The 14,856-nt window shown below is 44.8% G+C and carries 9 protein-coding genes; 3 read left to right on the top strand and 6 right to left on the bottom strand.

The features are described from left to right. Positions 1-84: 84 nt before the first annotated feature. From SPI9445_RS0111955 to SPI9445_RS0111940, 4 genes are all read right to left on the bottom strand, one after another. Positions 85-525: a C6orf136 family protein gene (locus SPI9445_RS0111955; protein ID WP_017304985.1), complete on the bottom strand. Its 441-nt coding sequence runs from the start codon at positions 523-525 to the stop codon at positions 85-87. A gap of 90 nt (positions 526-615) precedes the next feature. Continuing rightward, a complete protein-coding gene (locus SPI9445_RS0111950; RefSeq protein ID WP_052646635.1) occupies positions 616-3,639 on the bottom strand; it encodes an EAL domain-containing protein in 3,024 nt (1,007 codons plus the stop codon). A 207-nt stretch (positions 3,640-3,846) separates the two neighbouring features. Then, a complete protein-coding gene (locus SPI9445_RS25305; RefSeq protein WP_071525286.1) occupies positions 3,847-5,523 on the bottom strand; it encodes a glycosyltransferase family protein in 1,677 nt (558 codons plus the stop codon). A 192-nt stretch (positions 5,524-5,715) separates the two neighbouring features. Further along, on the bottom strand, positions 5,716-7,338 hold the full coding sequence (locus SPI9445_RS0111940; protein WP_017304982.1) for an ArnT family glycosyltransferase: 1,623 nt from the start codon (positions 7,336-7,338) through the stop codon (positions 5,716-5,718). Between the two features lie 628 nt (positions 7,339-7,966). Between SPI9445_RS0111940 and SPI9445_RS25300 the strand changes: the two genes are divergently transcribed. Together SPI9445_RS25300 and SPI9445_RS0111930 are read left to right on the top strand one after the other, a co-directional pair. Then, complete coding sequence (locus SPI9445_RS25300; protein WP_017304981.1) at positions 7,967-9,967, top strand: sensor histidine kinase; 2,001 nt, start codon at positions 7,967-7,969, stop codon at positions 9,965-9,967. Position 9,968: 1 nt separating this feature from the next. Further along, positions 9,969-11,102, top strand: coding sequence for a serine hydrolase domain-containing protein (locus tag SPI9445_RS0111930; protein ID WP_017304980.1), 1,134 nt, complete (start codon positions 9,969-9,971; stop codon positions 11,100-11,102). A 37-nt stretch (positions 11,103-11,139) separates the two neighbouring features. On the opposite strand, the gene SPI9445_RS0111925 is transcribed toward SPI9445_RS0111930, so the two are convergent. Together SPI9445_RS0111925 and SPI9445_RS0111920 are read right to left on the bottom strand one after the other, a co-directional pair. Continuing rightward, a complete protein-coding gene (locus SPI9445_RS0111925; protein ID WP_202803686.1) occupies positions 11,140-13,062 on the bottom strand; it encodes a S9 family peptidase in 1,923 nt (640 codons plus the stop codon). A gap of 86 nt (positions 13,063-13,148) precedes the next feature. Further along, positions 13,149-14,081: a phosphodiester glycosidase family protein gene (locus tag SPI9445_RS0111920; protein WP_017304978.1), complete on the bottom strand. Its 933-nt coding sequence runs from the start codon at positions 14,079-14,081 to the stop codon at positions 13,149-13,151. A 46-nt stretch (positions 14,082-14,127) separates the two neighbouring features. On the opposite strand from SPI9445_RS0111920, the gene SPI9445_RS27590 reads away from it, so the two are divergent. Continuing rightward, the gene (locus SPI9445_RS27590) at positions 14,128-14,856 is read left to right on the top strand and encodes a hypothetical protein (RefSeq protein ID WP_017304977.1); all 729 of its coding nucleotides are present in this window, start codon (positions 14,128-14,130) and stop codon (positions 14,854-14,856) included.

Below are 14,856 nucleotides of genomic sequence, written 5' to 3'. Positions count from 1 at the left end.
TACTTCTCGGTGGGGGATTTTTTGCTTTCAACCTTAAAAAGTTAAGGTTGTTGCTTGGGGCAGTGATGAATAAATTCTTACTGTTTACTTTCCCCAAAACTGTTTTAAAATTTGCTTAGGAGAACGATCCCAAGTATCAACATGATCGTAAATTAATCCTTGTGAATTTAACCGATAATTGGAGTAACCATTAAAGACAATTTTAGCGGACCAAGGTACTCGTAAAGTCCCCCGCACTGTCCAATCTACGCGCACGACATCGGGTTCAGGGTGAGCGATTTGGTGAACATCAAAATAAATTTCAGTGAAAAATAAGGCCGCATGAAAGCGTAATGTCCAAAAAATAATCCGGTAGTTAAATTTTCCGTTAAACCGATTAACTGGATCTTTGAACGCAATATCATGACTATAAATATCATAGCAAATATCTGTTTTAAACAAATCCGGTAAATCCTGCTCTAAGGTTGTTATGACTTTTTTAATTTGTTGAGGACTGGGAGAATGAGCAAGAACGGGATTAGACATATTGCTAAAAAGGGGATGAGAATGTTATTGGTAAATTAGCCCTATTTAAACACATTGTAGAGGGAATTCATGAATTCTTCCTGCCACAATCTATTGAGAATTTTTGTATCCATCGCCTCCCTGCAATTGAGAAAAGGGCATTTCACAAAATTGGCTTAAAAAAAGAGTCGCTTGTTGAGGAGGGAGGGGGGGAGAGAAGAAAAAACCTTGGCCAAATTCACAACCTAGTATCTTTAACCATTCGAGTTGTGCGGGGGTTTCGATGCCTTCGGCGATCGCATTTAACTCCAGTAAGTTGCTCAAAGCTACGATAGACTCGGCAATGATCTGATTTCGGGCATCACTCGCATGAGGACTGACAAAAGCACGATCGATTTTCAACGCATCGACGGGAAGACGGTGTAAATAACTTAGGGAAGAGTACCCAGTCCCGAAATCATCAATACTTAAACCCACCCCTCGCGCTTTAATTTGATTGAGCAAATCATAGTTTGCGTCAATATTTTGAACTAGCATACTCTCGGTAATTTCTAACACGAGGCTATTCTGAGGCAGAGCATAGCGCCTGAGTACCTCATCCAACTGTGTCAAAAGTTGGGAGTCCAGTTGAGAAACCGAAAGATTAATACTCATTTTTAACCCCTGTTGGGGACATTGCTGTTGCCAAATCGCCAGTTGGTGACAGGCTGTTTGTAAAACCCATATACCAATGGGAGTAATGAGTCCCGTTTCTTCGGCAATGCCAATAAATTGATCGGGAGGGATAAAGCCCCGTTGGGGATGTTGCCAGCGAATCAAGGCCTCAAAACCGCGCACTGTTTGGCTAGCCAGATGAATAATGGGTTGATAGTAGAGGATAAACTCTTCATGTTCTAGGGCTTGACGCAGATCATTTTCCATCTGAAGCCGTTGTAGAACTTGTTGGTGGAGAGTGGGATCAAAAATGGCATAATTCCCCCGGCCGTCTTGTTTCGCTCGATACATAGCCAGATCGGCATCTCTAAGTAGTTCTTCGGGTCGGTGATAGTCGGGGGTGCCAATGACAATTCCGATGCTAGTAGTCAGAAAAACATCTCGTTGGGCCAATTTTAAAGGCGATCGCAGCGCGAGTAAAATTTGTTCGCCAACTCTAACCGCTTCTTCAACTTCCGTTAACTCTTCGAGTAAAATAACAAACTCATCCCCCCCCAACCGTGCTGCGAGATCCGTATCTCGGATCAACTCCCCCAGCAATTTTCCCACGGCCACCAGCAGGTTATCCCCAATACAGTGACCTAAACTATCATTAACCACTTTGAACTGATCGAGGTCTAAAAACAATACAGCAAACTGGCGCTCAGGATGGTGTTTAATTTGTTTGATGGCGAGATCCAGCCGTTCGAGGAGTAAACTGCGGTTGGGGAGTCCCGTTAATTCATCATGGAGGGCCTTGTGTTTTAACGCTTCTTCCATGCGCACGCGATCGCTCACATCCCGAGACGTACTTTGCAGATGCTTCACCTCCCCCCTCTCATTAAAAATCGGTTGGGTGAGCGTCTCTAACCATAACCACTCCCCCCTTTTACTCCGCGCTCGATAGGTCACTTGAGAACGAACTAATCCCTGCCGGGCTGGATGATGGGCAGACTGACGTACTAACTCCCCATCATCCGGGTGAATGAACTCATAGGGACTATGACTCAGTAACTCTTCGGGACTATACCCTAATAAGCTTTGACAAGAGGGGGTAACGTAGAGATAGCGACCCTCTAAATCGTGTAAACAGACCAAATCCCGTATATTTTCCGTCACCAAACGTAAGCGTTCTTCGTTATTGCGCAATTCGAGTTCTGTTGCTTTGCGATCGCTCACATCCGTGATCAAGGTATCCCACACCACATCCCCATTCTCCCGACGTTCCGGTTGTGCCGAGGCCTCCAACCACTTCAAACGTCCCGACGGGGTAATAATACGCCATTGCCAAGACCAAGCTTGCAACCTTTGCGCGGACTGCATCACCGACTCATACATAGCCTCTCGATCCTCTGGGTAAACCATCTCCCATAAAATCCGGCCATCCTCCACCACTTGTTCCGCCTCCACCTCCCAAAGTCGATAACACCCCGGACTCATATAAGTCACACCATCAGAACCATCCGGGTGTAAAACATACTGGAAAATCGCCCCCGGCACATTGGCCGCCATATTCTGAAAACGCTGTTCACTTTTCTGTAGAGCTAACTCCGCTTGGCGACGTTGTTGAATCTCCCGTTTTAGGGCATAATTCCACAGAACTAACCCCCCCACCCCCAATAAGGGAGCATAAACAACCACCTTCAATAACAGATAGCGCACCTCCTCCCACCCCCAACGTTTGCGTGGCTCTAACCAGCGCTCACGAGCTTGATAATACGCTGAACTCCCATCCTCTATTAAATTCACCAAATGAGAGTCAATCGCCCTTAAAAGATGCCTATTTTGCCCCTTAGCGGTCACAAAATGCAGCCGAGAGGGATTGAGCAAAATAGTCGTTCTCTCAACCTTATACTGGGGGGCAATCCATTGACCAAAAAAGTGATTCACCACCCCAGCATCCACCTCCCCCTGAGCCAACAACTGGAACATCTCCTCAAAATCTGCCACCTTCACCAACTCGGGGCTAACATCAAAGGAAGTTGTATAATTCTCCAGCGCCTGGACTTGAATACTATTGCGTAGAACCGCCACCCGCTTGTGATCTAAATCCAAAATCGAGTCTAGGGTAAGTCCTGCTCTACTATAGACCACCGACCAACTCAACAGCACCACCTCTTGATTAAACTCAAAAAGGCGATCGCGCTCCTCAGAATGCGCCACATCGAACATTAAGTCAAGCTCCCCCTCCTTCACCCCCTCCAAACACCGCTCCCACTCACAGGGAACATACTGCACAGCCCAATGTTCACGCTCTGCAATATCTTCTAGTATGTCTACCCAAAACCCCGCCGGATTGCCTGTATTATCCCGAAACACCTTGGGGGGGTTTTGATAAATTCCCACCCGTACCACCTCAGCACTTTTGTCCGTGTGAGCGGCATAGACTCCGAAAGAGAATACAGACACCAAGAAACAACTTAGTGCAACTCTATACTTCATCCCCTCATATCAGTCAGTCGTTTAACCACCACTGACCCTTAACTTATACTGACTCCAAACCCTAAAAAACTCTAGGATTCACCCTAACCCTTATCTAACACGAAAACTTACCATTGTCCATGTTCCCCAAGTCTATAGTCATCCGATTTGAGTTGTAAGATTTTGGGAAACCTAACCCATAGAATAGGGGGAATTCATAAATTGCCCCTACCACCACCTATTTAAGATTGCTATCGTTAAACCGATCACCGTCAAAAGACTAATCACAACCCCCAATTTAAACGCATCCGTCCATTGATAGCTCAACTTCACCGCATAAGTTCCCGCTTCTAATTGAAAATGAATTGTTCCATCCTCTCCCATAGCCATCGGATGAGCAACACCATTCACCTCAAGCTGCCATGCCGGATAATAATAAGTGCGAATTCTAATCACAGAACTCTCAGCCGCATCTACTTGTAAAATTCGCTCATAACTGCCCCATTTTTCAACAACCACCTCAGCCCTTCCTTCCAGCACAGAAACCCGAGGCTGTCCAATTTGCGGTACAGAAGCCACTTCCCCACTTGATAGTAAAGGGCGATATTCCGGTGCATCTCTTAATTCTTTAGCGAAAGGTTCATCTATAGCAATTTGCAATTCTTCTAGTTGTTCCCCTTCAAACCATCGAGGGTTATTGAGGGTTGGCGCATCTCGGACAATGCGCCAAACTCCACGCACATTATACATTAAAATGAACCCAATCACCAACAATAAAAGCTGACTTTTCCAAGATTTATTAACAAGCCCAGAAACAGAAATTGTTAATAAAACAGCAATACCAAAAGATAATAAACCTAACGCTCGCCAAGGAAACTGAACCATTTGGAGAGGTTTAAATAGTACCCAAATGATTCGAGATCCTTCAGTCATCAAAAACATAACAACTAAACAAAATCCCAAGGTATATCCTAGCCTTCCCCATTCTTGCTTATGTTTTCGTTGCACAAAAACAGCTATTGCTGTCAGTACACAGAGAGTAACTACATAATTTTTCCAAATGGGTCGAATCATGTGCATAATCGTCCCAGGAGAAGTCTGAGCAAACAATAAATTGGCTGAAAACCCACCGGACACCCCTTTCATCCAACTAATATTAACCAAGGGTTGTTCTAAAACAGCTGGAGCGAGATAAAAAGAAACTAAACCCCAGCCCAAAAAAACCGCCCCTAAAGTCATTAATACTGGCTTCCAAGAATACCACCTTGAAAAAAGCAGAATAAAAGGAATCCAGAACAGAACTGATAATAAGAGCGTTGGTAAATGAGTTAAGGCGAAAATTCCGGAAAAAAGGGTCAAAATGATTCTATATTTAGGATAAACTAGAGAGCGAGAGGTTAGCCAAACCCCTAAAGGAATCCAAGCAATTCCCCAAGTTTCTGGCAACGAGCCTCGACTATATAAATTGAGTGACAAATAGGGACAGAGCATTAAATATAATGACCCAAATAATGCCGACAACTTCCCCCATTTTTCCTGTGCAAAAAAATAAAAACTACTTCCCACAATCGCCACAGGTAAAATATAGAGAATTGCCATGATTTGACTCAGAGTCAACGGCATAAATTTAAACAAAGTCCCTACATAGGAGACTAAAGGAGGATAAAAAACAAATGTCGGACTTCCATAACCATAATTTGTTCCAGCTAACCAACGAGGATATAAAATACCTTCTTGGTGAAATTGTTGGGAAAAATGCTGAAGCCAAATTATATGATATTTAATATCTTGCGCTAATAATATTTCTCCACTTAGCCATCTCCAATTCATGATAATGGCAACTGAGACGATGAAGAGAAAAGGCAGGAGTGACAATAAAAGCTTGTGTCGAGGGAAGACAACCATGATTTTCTAAGAGTTGGCAGTAATTTGATGACAATTTGCTTAAGGATTGACGATTGATTTTTAGGAATGATCAATTTGGATAAAAGCAATATTTTCAGTTAACCTATATCAATCCTTAAGTTGGTGAAATCTTTTGTTTAAAATTTTGCTCTCTCTTCCTAAAAAAGAGGTGCTATTGCGGGATCTGTAGACTTAGTTTACTTGATAAATGCGGATAGTCGGACCATAATTAACTCCCCGCACTTGTTGCGTCTCATAAACCAAAGTTTTTTGTTTCATAATAGCTTGATAAGTTCTAACAATTTCGCGGTACTGTTCTTTCTCTCGGGCAAATCGATCATACATATTGCTCATGACAATATAATCAATATTCTGATTTGTGATTTGCTCAATATTTTTCAAATTCCCGATCTGGCTCCAAGAGGGAATAAAGCGATAATGTTCAAACTGACTTAAGTCAGTTTGGGTTAAATTTCCCTGCTCGTTAACCTCAAAAAACTGAAAAGAATCTTTAGGCAATTGGGGAGTATAAAGTTCCACTAATACTGAACTTTGAGGGGGAATATTTTTTAACATCCACTCTCCCGCTAAAGTCCGAGTATCCACCCCTGCCATTTCCCGACTCTCTAGAAAACTGAGGCTCGCCAATGGTAGGAGCATTATCCCTAAAAGGGCTAAACTTATAAAGAGACTGACCCGATGATTAAAACGTTGTTTAACCCATTGATAAAGGGTATAAATAGCATAGCCAATGAGCAGCCCTAGAAAGGGAAAGACAGGAATAATCCAACGATCCCAGCGTAAACTGAGGGTAGAGATAAAGACAAAAAACACTAGGGGAAAACTAATAAATACGAGCAAGTCTTTCCGTTTTGATGTCAAGGCAAGACCAAAACCAAAAAGGCTTAAAATTATCCCTAGTATAGTAAAATTAGCTAAAATAGGTTCTCGCCAATACCAGATTAAGTCTGCCCAAAAACCTTGTCCTGTTGCTCCTAAGTGTTCTGATCTGCTTTCATAAATTACATCATGCCAAGCGCGCTCAATATCTAGAAACAGGAAGGGCGAAGAAACAAATACTCCAGCTACACAAGAAAATGCACTAATGACAATTTTAAAACTAGATTTCCTTGACTTGGGATGGCTAATAAAGTGAGCTAAAAGAATACTTACAGTAAATAAAATAGCTGGATATTTAGTCGTAATAGCTAACCCAAGAAAAGCCCCAGCTAAGATATAGTTAAGCCATCCAGTATCTTCTAATGTTTTTAGGCAAAACCAGAGAGAGAGTAAAATAAAAAATGTCATCTGAATGTCCATCCGAATGAGCTTAGAAAGATAGACATAAAGGGGAGAAAATGCAATAAAAGCCGCCCCAATTAGACCGACACTGGGGTTAAATAGTTTATGACCAATCCAATAAACTAAAACAATGATTGCAATACCAAACACAGCCGTTAATAACCGACCACTGAGATAAAAAACAGTCGGATCTGTCAAATATAATGCTTTAAATTGTGATGGATTGCTAAATTGACCGAAAATTAAGCCTATCACAAAGATAACGAGGTAAACCAACGCTAAAAGATAGATTGTTGTGCTAGCTGGAGCGCCAAACCATTGGGGGTTAGGATCTTGATTCCCTAACATATAATAAGCCCGGTCTACAAAAATAATTTCATCAAAGTTGTAGAGGTGAGGCAAGCCAAAATTAATACCGTAGACTCGCAAAAATGTACCTAGGGCAAGGATTAATAGCAGAACTAAGCCAGCAGAATCTTTCACCCACTGGGTTGGGGGATTAAACGTTTTCATGGTTGATAATCTGAGGAGTTAAGGTCAAGTGAGAGGTCAGTTACGCTCAGATGCTTCGATTAGCTGAGGACTGTCTTTTTAATCGTCTGGATTTTATTTCAACAGGATGACTGGGGAGAGTGTTCGGCTCAAAGATGTGTTTTTTGTTCCCCCCCAAAAATCGAATCCAATATTTTGTTATAGAGACTTATGAGTAAGCACTGATTTGGTTTCCTGTTCAAGGCTAACCTTTTTTTTTGAATTGTCAAGTTTGAAGAAAGCCTGATCTGAGGTTCTGAGATAGGATTGATGGGAAAATCGAGAAAGTTTACCAAATCCTTAAATTATCGGGCTTTTTTTTCACACTGACATAGCACGGCAACCTTTATCATGAAGTATAGATGCTCAATGGAATCTACTATTTAACGCTCAGTGTTTCCCGCTTGAATTTCTTAGTGCGTTTGAACTAAAAATGTATGAATTGAAGTTCGATGTTTCCGAGATGTCATTGAGTGGGTGAAACAGAGAGTGCAAGGGCTATCCGGTTTGAATTTGAACATAAAAATAAACTATTGAGCATTTAAGCTGAGGGTTCTCTATGAGAATAATCGCCTGATGCTATATCAGGGAGTTGCTACTAATCCTGTTTATGAGTAAGTCTGTTTCTTCTTTTCGCCGTATTCTACTGACACGACTCTTTTTAGTGAGTGTGCCTGTGTTTTTGTTAGGGGTAGGGTTAACCTATGGTGTCACGTACCGTAAGGGGCGTTCTGCTTTGTTGGAAACAGCGCGCCAAAATCTGACGGAAAGCGCTATTCGCAAAGGGGAGAATATTAGTCAGTTGATTGAAGGACTCAAGGTGAATTTAGTCGCTGTCAGTCAGAGTACAACGCTCAAAACAGGTTCTGTGGAGGAGCAACAAGCGTATTTAGAAGGGCTGGCTGAGTATCTCCCGACGGAGATTGATTGTGTGCAACTCCATAGTGTAGTGGATCAGGGTGTCATGGCTAGCACTTGCGGTTCCGAACGGTTAAATGCTCCGAATCCAGAGGTTTGGTTGAGTCAAAGTCTAGAGGTGATGCTGAATCCTCTACAAGTACAGGTGCAAGTGGTTTTGCCGTTAAGGGCTGAGGGGGTTTCTTTGACGATGCCTCACACTTTAAATAGTACATTGAGACTATTTTATAGTGTGCCAATTTATGATGATGGGGGAGAATTACGTTCTACCCTTCATGTGCAATCGAGAATCATTAATGAAACGAGTTTATCGCGGGGTTCTTTTACGGGATATGCGATGGTGATTAATCAGCAGGGGGTTGTGTTGGCGCATCCTTTGGGGGAATATGTGGGTCGGAGTGTGGATGAGTTGATGTCAGGCGATCGCTTACAAACGGCCATTAACTCTGCAACGTCCGGCAGGAATGAATTTCTACACTTCGAGGAACATGGAGTTTCCCTCTTAGCGGGTTATACGGCCATTCAAAATCCGGTTGCCAATAATCCTGATCAGTTTTGGGTGGTTTTGGCAGTCACTCGCTTAGATGATGCACTCTATGCTTTAGAACCCATTCGCCGCACGTTATTACAGTTATTAATTGGCTTAAGTGTTACGATTTTAGGGGCTAGTTTCTTTACCATTTTATATGTTGCCCGAGATTTAGCCCACCCCCTAGAAAAGTTAACCAAGTTTGCTCTACAACAAGAAGCTTTACAAAGTGATCACGAAATTCCCCAAAACTTTAAAATTTGGGAGTTTCGACAGTTAGCGAGTGCGCTTAATAGTATGATTACTAATTTAAAGCATTGGGCTGAGGAATTAGAGGTGGCTTGGCGTGAAGCTCAGACGGCTAATCAGTTAAAAAGTGAATTTTTAACCACAATTTCCCATGAATTGCGAACGCCACTCAATGCTATTATTGGCTCGTTGCGCTTAGTAGAAGACGGGATGTGTGATGATCCTGATGAAGAGTTGGAGTTTTTAGCGCAAGCGGATCATGCGGCGGTTCATTTGCTTAAAATTATTGATGAAATTTTGGATTTATCCAAGGTGGAAGCGGGTCAGCTTTCTGTTGATATGCAGCAAGTTAATTTAGGAGAAATTATTGATGAGGTGATTTCTTTTCAGGTCTTAGCGTTAGAAGATAAGGGATTAAAACTGAATTTAAATATGCCAGAATATCCTCTTTTAGTTCATGGTGATCCGGCAAAATTACGACAGGTTTTAATTAATGTTTTGAATAATGCCATTAAATTTACAAAAGAGGGTTCAATCACTGTCGAAGTTTGGTTAGAAATGTTGCCAACTATCTTGGGGGGTAGTGGGGAAGAGGATTCGAGTGAGTATATTTCAAGTCCTAGTGGTCAACAGGTGGTAATCCTGATTCGGGATACAGGGATTGGCATTGATCCAACTGCACAAAACCGTTTATTCCGTCCCTTTGTGATGGTTGATGGTTCAACGACTCGCGCCTCTGGGGGGATGGGTTTAGGGTTGGCTATTTCTCGGAATTTAATCGAGTTAATGGGCGGAAAAATTACGTTGTACAGTGCGGGAAAAGACCAAGGAACAACGGTTAAGTTGTATCTGGCTACGGTGAAGCGTTATGATTTATTGGAATCTTCTGCCAATGGGCTAATTAACTATTCTTGAAATGAGATATAGACATCAGGCGATCGCACGCCTCTTAATTGCCCCGATTTTAGGCGGCAGTTTACTGTTGCCAAGTTGTTCCTTGATGCCCTTGGGGACATCCTCGGATGAAATGACCAATCCATCAGCATTGACCCTTGAAATGAAACTCATCGATAAAATTGATCCGATTGTAGAAGCCAGTCTCAAGCAGGATGGCCCCGGTGTTGCAGTTCTCATTCTGAATCAGGGGGCAGTGTTTCAAAAAGGCTACGGTTTCAGGAATGTAGAGCAGCAAGACCCCATTACACCAAATACAGTGTTTGATTTGGCTTCAGTGTCCAAGCAAATGACCGCGCTGGGGATTTTAATTCTGATGGAGGGGGGGAAACTGGGGCTAGAAGATGGGGTAACGGAGCATCTGCCCGACTTTGAGGATCCAGATCCCGATGATCCCATTTTAATCCGCGATTTGCTGTATCATAGGTCGGGTTTAGCGGACTATACGGGTGAGGCTTGGCAAGAGACAGATGAGGCTTTCGCTCGTTTGACTCTTGAGGATCATTTGCAATGGCTGAATCAGCAGGAGATTGAGAGCGATCGCGGCGTTGAATTTGAGTATAACAATAGTGGCTACGCGCTTTTGGCCTTGATTATTGAGCGGGTTTCGGGACAATCTTTTGGGGCATTTATGGCCGAGCAAATTTTCACACCCTTGGGAATGAATCATACGGTGGTATTTGCGGATTTAGCCCAACAGATTCCCAATCGGGCCGAGGGCTATGCGGTGTCTCGCCAAGGGAATTTTAAGCCCTCTTCTTTTCCCTCTGTGATTACAGGGGATGGTAATATTTTTAGCTCCATTGCCGATTTAGCCCGTTATGATCAGGGATTACGCCGGGGCGATGTGGTAACGCCAGCAACCTTAAAACTTGCGTTTACGCCGGGGACTTTGGAGAATGGGCAGTCTTTCCCCTATGGTTTGGGGTGGGAAGTCGGCCCCGATTATGTGCAGCATCGCGGCAGTTGGTACGGCACCAGCACGTTTTATCGCCACTATACTAAAGTGCCAGTGACAATTATTGTCTTAGCCAATGATGAAAATTACCCGGTGGATGAGTTGGTAGATGATCTGGCGGAATTGTTAGGTTATTAAGGGCGATTTGTCAAGGGAATTGGGGATAGATTACTGCTCACAAATTAAAAATAGAAATCGGTTCAAGATTGTCTGCGGGAACATAACCAAACACGCGAGAATAAAAATAAAATTCCCCATCTAAAGCCCGTTTAATATTCTCCGCTTTCCGAAAACCGTGTTGTTCTTCGGCAAAGGGAACATAGGCCACAGGTAAACCTTTTTTCTTCAGGGCTTCTACCATCATTTCCGCTTGATTGGGGGGGACAACTTTATCCTCTAACCCCTGAAAGAAAATTACGGGACAAGATAAACCCTCGGTAAAATGAATGGGAGAACGTTGATAATAAATCTCTTTTTCTTCAGGATATTTGCCAATTAAACCATCAAGATAACGGGACTCAAATTTATGGGTATCTTGGGCGAGCGCCTCTAAGTCACTGATGCCGTAGTAACTGGCTCCGGCTTTGAAAACATCGTGAAAAGTAAGGGCGGCTAGGGTGGTGTACCCCCCGGCACTGCCCCCAGCAATGGCTAATCGTTGTCCGTCTACTTTGCCTTCCTGTACAAGATAACGAGCGGCATTGACACAATCGGCAACGTCTACAATGCCCCATTTGCCATTCAAGCGTTGGCGGTATTCTCGCCCATACCCGGTGCTGCCGCCATAGTTGACATCAACTAGGGCAAACCCCCGACTTGTCCAGTATTGATAGCGTAAGTTAAAGGTGGGGTTGGCGGCGGCGGTGGGGCCGCCATGACTGCGGACGAGGAGGGGGGGTAATTCCCCTTGAGGGGCTTTGTAATCGCGGTTTTGAGGGGGATAAAACCAAGCATAGGCGGTTTTCCCGTCTTCGGTGGGAAATTCGATTTCTTGGGGGGTGGAGAGATAACCGACATCTAAAACCAGATCACTGGTGCGTTTAAGGCACTGGGTTTGTAAGCTGTCGATGTCCATTTGTACCAGTTGGGTGGGTTCGGTGGGGGAACCGCCAATAAAATAGAGGGTATTGTCTTTAACTTGTAAAGATCCCACGCTGGTAAAGGGAATATTAAAGATTTGCAGAGATTTGGCTTTAAATTCAAAACGCGCCATGGTGTCTTGACCGTTTTGGGAGTAGATACAGATTAAGCTATGGGTGGAGTCAAAAACGTAGGGCTGAACGCCAAAAACCCAGTGGGGATAACCAAATTCGGCATCAAGGGGAAAGAGGGGTTCAATGGTTTGATCGGTATAACAGTATAAATTCCACCAGTTGCTACGGTCTGAGACAAAGAAGAGGGTCCCATCGGGGGCAAAGGCGGGGGCGCAGACGGATTCATGATCACTGCCTGTAATGCAGGTTTTTTCGCCAATTTGACCGTTGGGGAGGACGGGGGCAAGCCAGAGGGTGGTTCCATCCCAGGGCATATTGGGATGATTCCATTCTAACCATGTGAGTTGGGTTCCGTCGGGACTGAGACGGGGGGAGGAATAGAAGTCACTACCGGAGATGAGGGTTTCTACTGTTCCGGTGTTGAGGTCGATGGTGGCGAGGGTGTTTTGAGGTTCCCCGTGACCCGGACTGTGGTTTTCACAAACGCAAATGAGGCGATCGCGTTTTTGATCCAAAACAGCATCAGCATAGCGGCAGTGGTTGTTTTCCGGGGTGAGGGGTTGGGGATCTTCCCCCACTCGTTGGCGGTAAATCCGTTGGTCGGCAAAGTTGGAAAAGTACAGAATCCCCTGAGTCATTAAATAAGAGCCTCCCCCATATTCATGAACGCGAGTCCGCAGGTTAAAGGGTGGGGGGGTGACATCGGAGCAAGTCCCGTCAGGATTCCGTTTGACGAGAACATTCCGCCCTCCCTCAGAAGGCCGTCCTTCTAGCCAATAGATATCTTCTCCATCAACGGTTACTCCCCCTAATCCAATCGTGCCGGAAACAATTAACTCGGAAGTAATGGGTGATTTCCAAGACCCAAAAGGTACTGCTTGCATAAAGGTGCTGCTCATATCGATGCTGTTGTTAATACTCTCGCATAGGATCCTGATTAATTGTGATTAATTCTCACTTGATTTCAGTTTTAGGGGGTTTCTCTATCTAAGGGTAGAGCAGAAAAGCCTAAATGAGTGGCAACGGGGCGCTGACGTAGGGGAATGCGGGTGTGGATGGGGGAGTTGAGGGTGATGATTTGCTCTTGCTCTTTAATCACGAGGGTACTGGAGCCGCCTCCGTCTAAATTGAGGGCTTCTGTTGCGCCGAGTTGGGCGAGAAATTGGGTCAATTCGGGGAGGGTTATTCCCTCACTATAAAAGGGTTGGCGACCATCGACGACGACTAACCAGAGAATGTGTTGTTGGGGATTGAAGGCGATCGCACTCCGAGGATAATTTTGGTTGTGATCCGTATTCTGCGTTAGGGGGGAAGCCTTCCCCTGATGGAGTAGAATATCCCGTCCGGCGATCGCTTGGGTCGTGCCTTCGGGACAGTCAGCCGGCACAATCTCGAAGGTATGGGGGGGAATAAAACAAAATACCGCCCAGTGATCATGGGGGGGAGAATATAAAACCCCGTTGGCAATGACCTGACCGATAGCATAAACGCGATCGCCTCGTTGGGGAAAATAATCCCAAGGATGCCGGGTATAAGCTGGGGTAAAAAAACTACCATTAATCGCCACTTGTACAGGATACTGGCGAACAAAATCCCGGGTCGTTTGGGCGGGAAACTGCATTTTCTGGGGTTTCACTTGACCCAAGGTTACAAACGGTTGAATCCCGGGTTGCTTTAAATCCAGCCTCACCCAATGAATCATCATAGGTCGAGGATCTTTGCGCCATAACCGTTCATAGGTGACACCCACAAACAGTTCCCGCCGATCAGGACGACGAGGGGGACGAAGACCCAGTAACACCCAATGCAGGACAAGGGGAATGGTGAGACTCACCAAGACGGTGAAGACGATTCTCATTCTGAGACGCTGCGCGAACACCTTGAGAATTTGAAAATAACCCATAATTCTCGTTAAAGTGGGGATTAAGAGAAAAGTACAACTGAATGCTATGCGTTATTTTCCTACCTCCTCGCCCTTGCTACTCCTCAGCTTGGGGTTTCTGATGGCCCCCCTAACAGCCTGTGCTGAGAATCCATCCTCCGAGGTCAGTATGGCGGATTTAACAACAGCCCCCACGCCCCTTTGTGCCGAAGGGGAAATCCGCGAGTCCTTTATTACCGACCATTATAGACTGCACCTCTGTTCACAGGATCAGGAATTATGGTTAGTGGGTCTAGCCAGTACCCGACCCGGTGAAGTCGTACAAGCAAGGGTGATGGACACCCCAGAAGAGGAAATTACTGCCCAAGGAGAGGATCAAATTCAATATCGCCTTGCTGAGGGTAAACTGCACATTGAAGAGGACGGCGAAACCGTAACAGAAGGCCTTTATGAGTCGATGGACTTCGCCCTGCTGCGGGATGGCGTGCCGTTAGCCGGAGAAGACCCGGAAGCCATTGCCACAGCCCTGTTCGCCCTGCCTCCAGAAGAAATTACCTCCGAGTCCGGTCAGCAAAGTATCATCCCCTTACCCGGAGAGAATCCCCCAGTGGTCATTGTCGAAAAAACCAGCCTGCCTGATGATTCCGTCTCCGGCATCCGCTACCGTCTAGAGTTTCTCCCCGTCCCCACTTCCACCCCCGATTCCCCCCAATGGACGTTAGGCTGGGTGGGTCGTCAGTTTACCTGCTGGCCGGGTCGAGGTTCTCAGGAGTGGAATAACCAACTTTGTAGTTAG

The organism is Spirulina subsalsa PCC 9445, assembly GCF_000314005.1.
GTDB lineage: Bacteria > Cyanobacteriota > Cyanobacteriia > Cyanobacteriales > Spirulinaceae > Spirulina_A > Spirulina_A subsalsa.
This window is presented reverse-complemented; position numbering and strand designations above follow the sequence as displayed.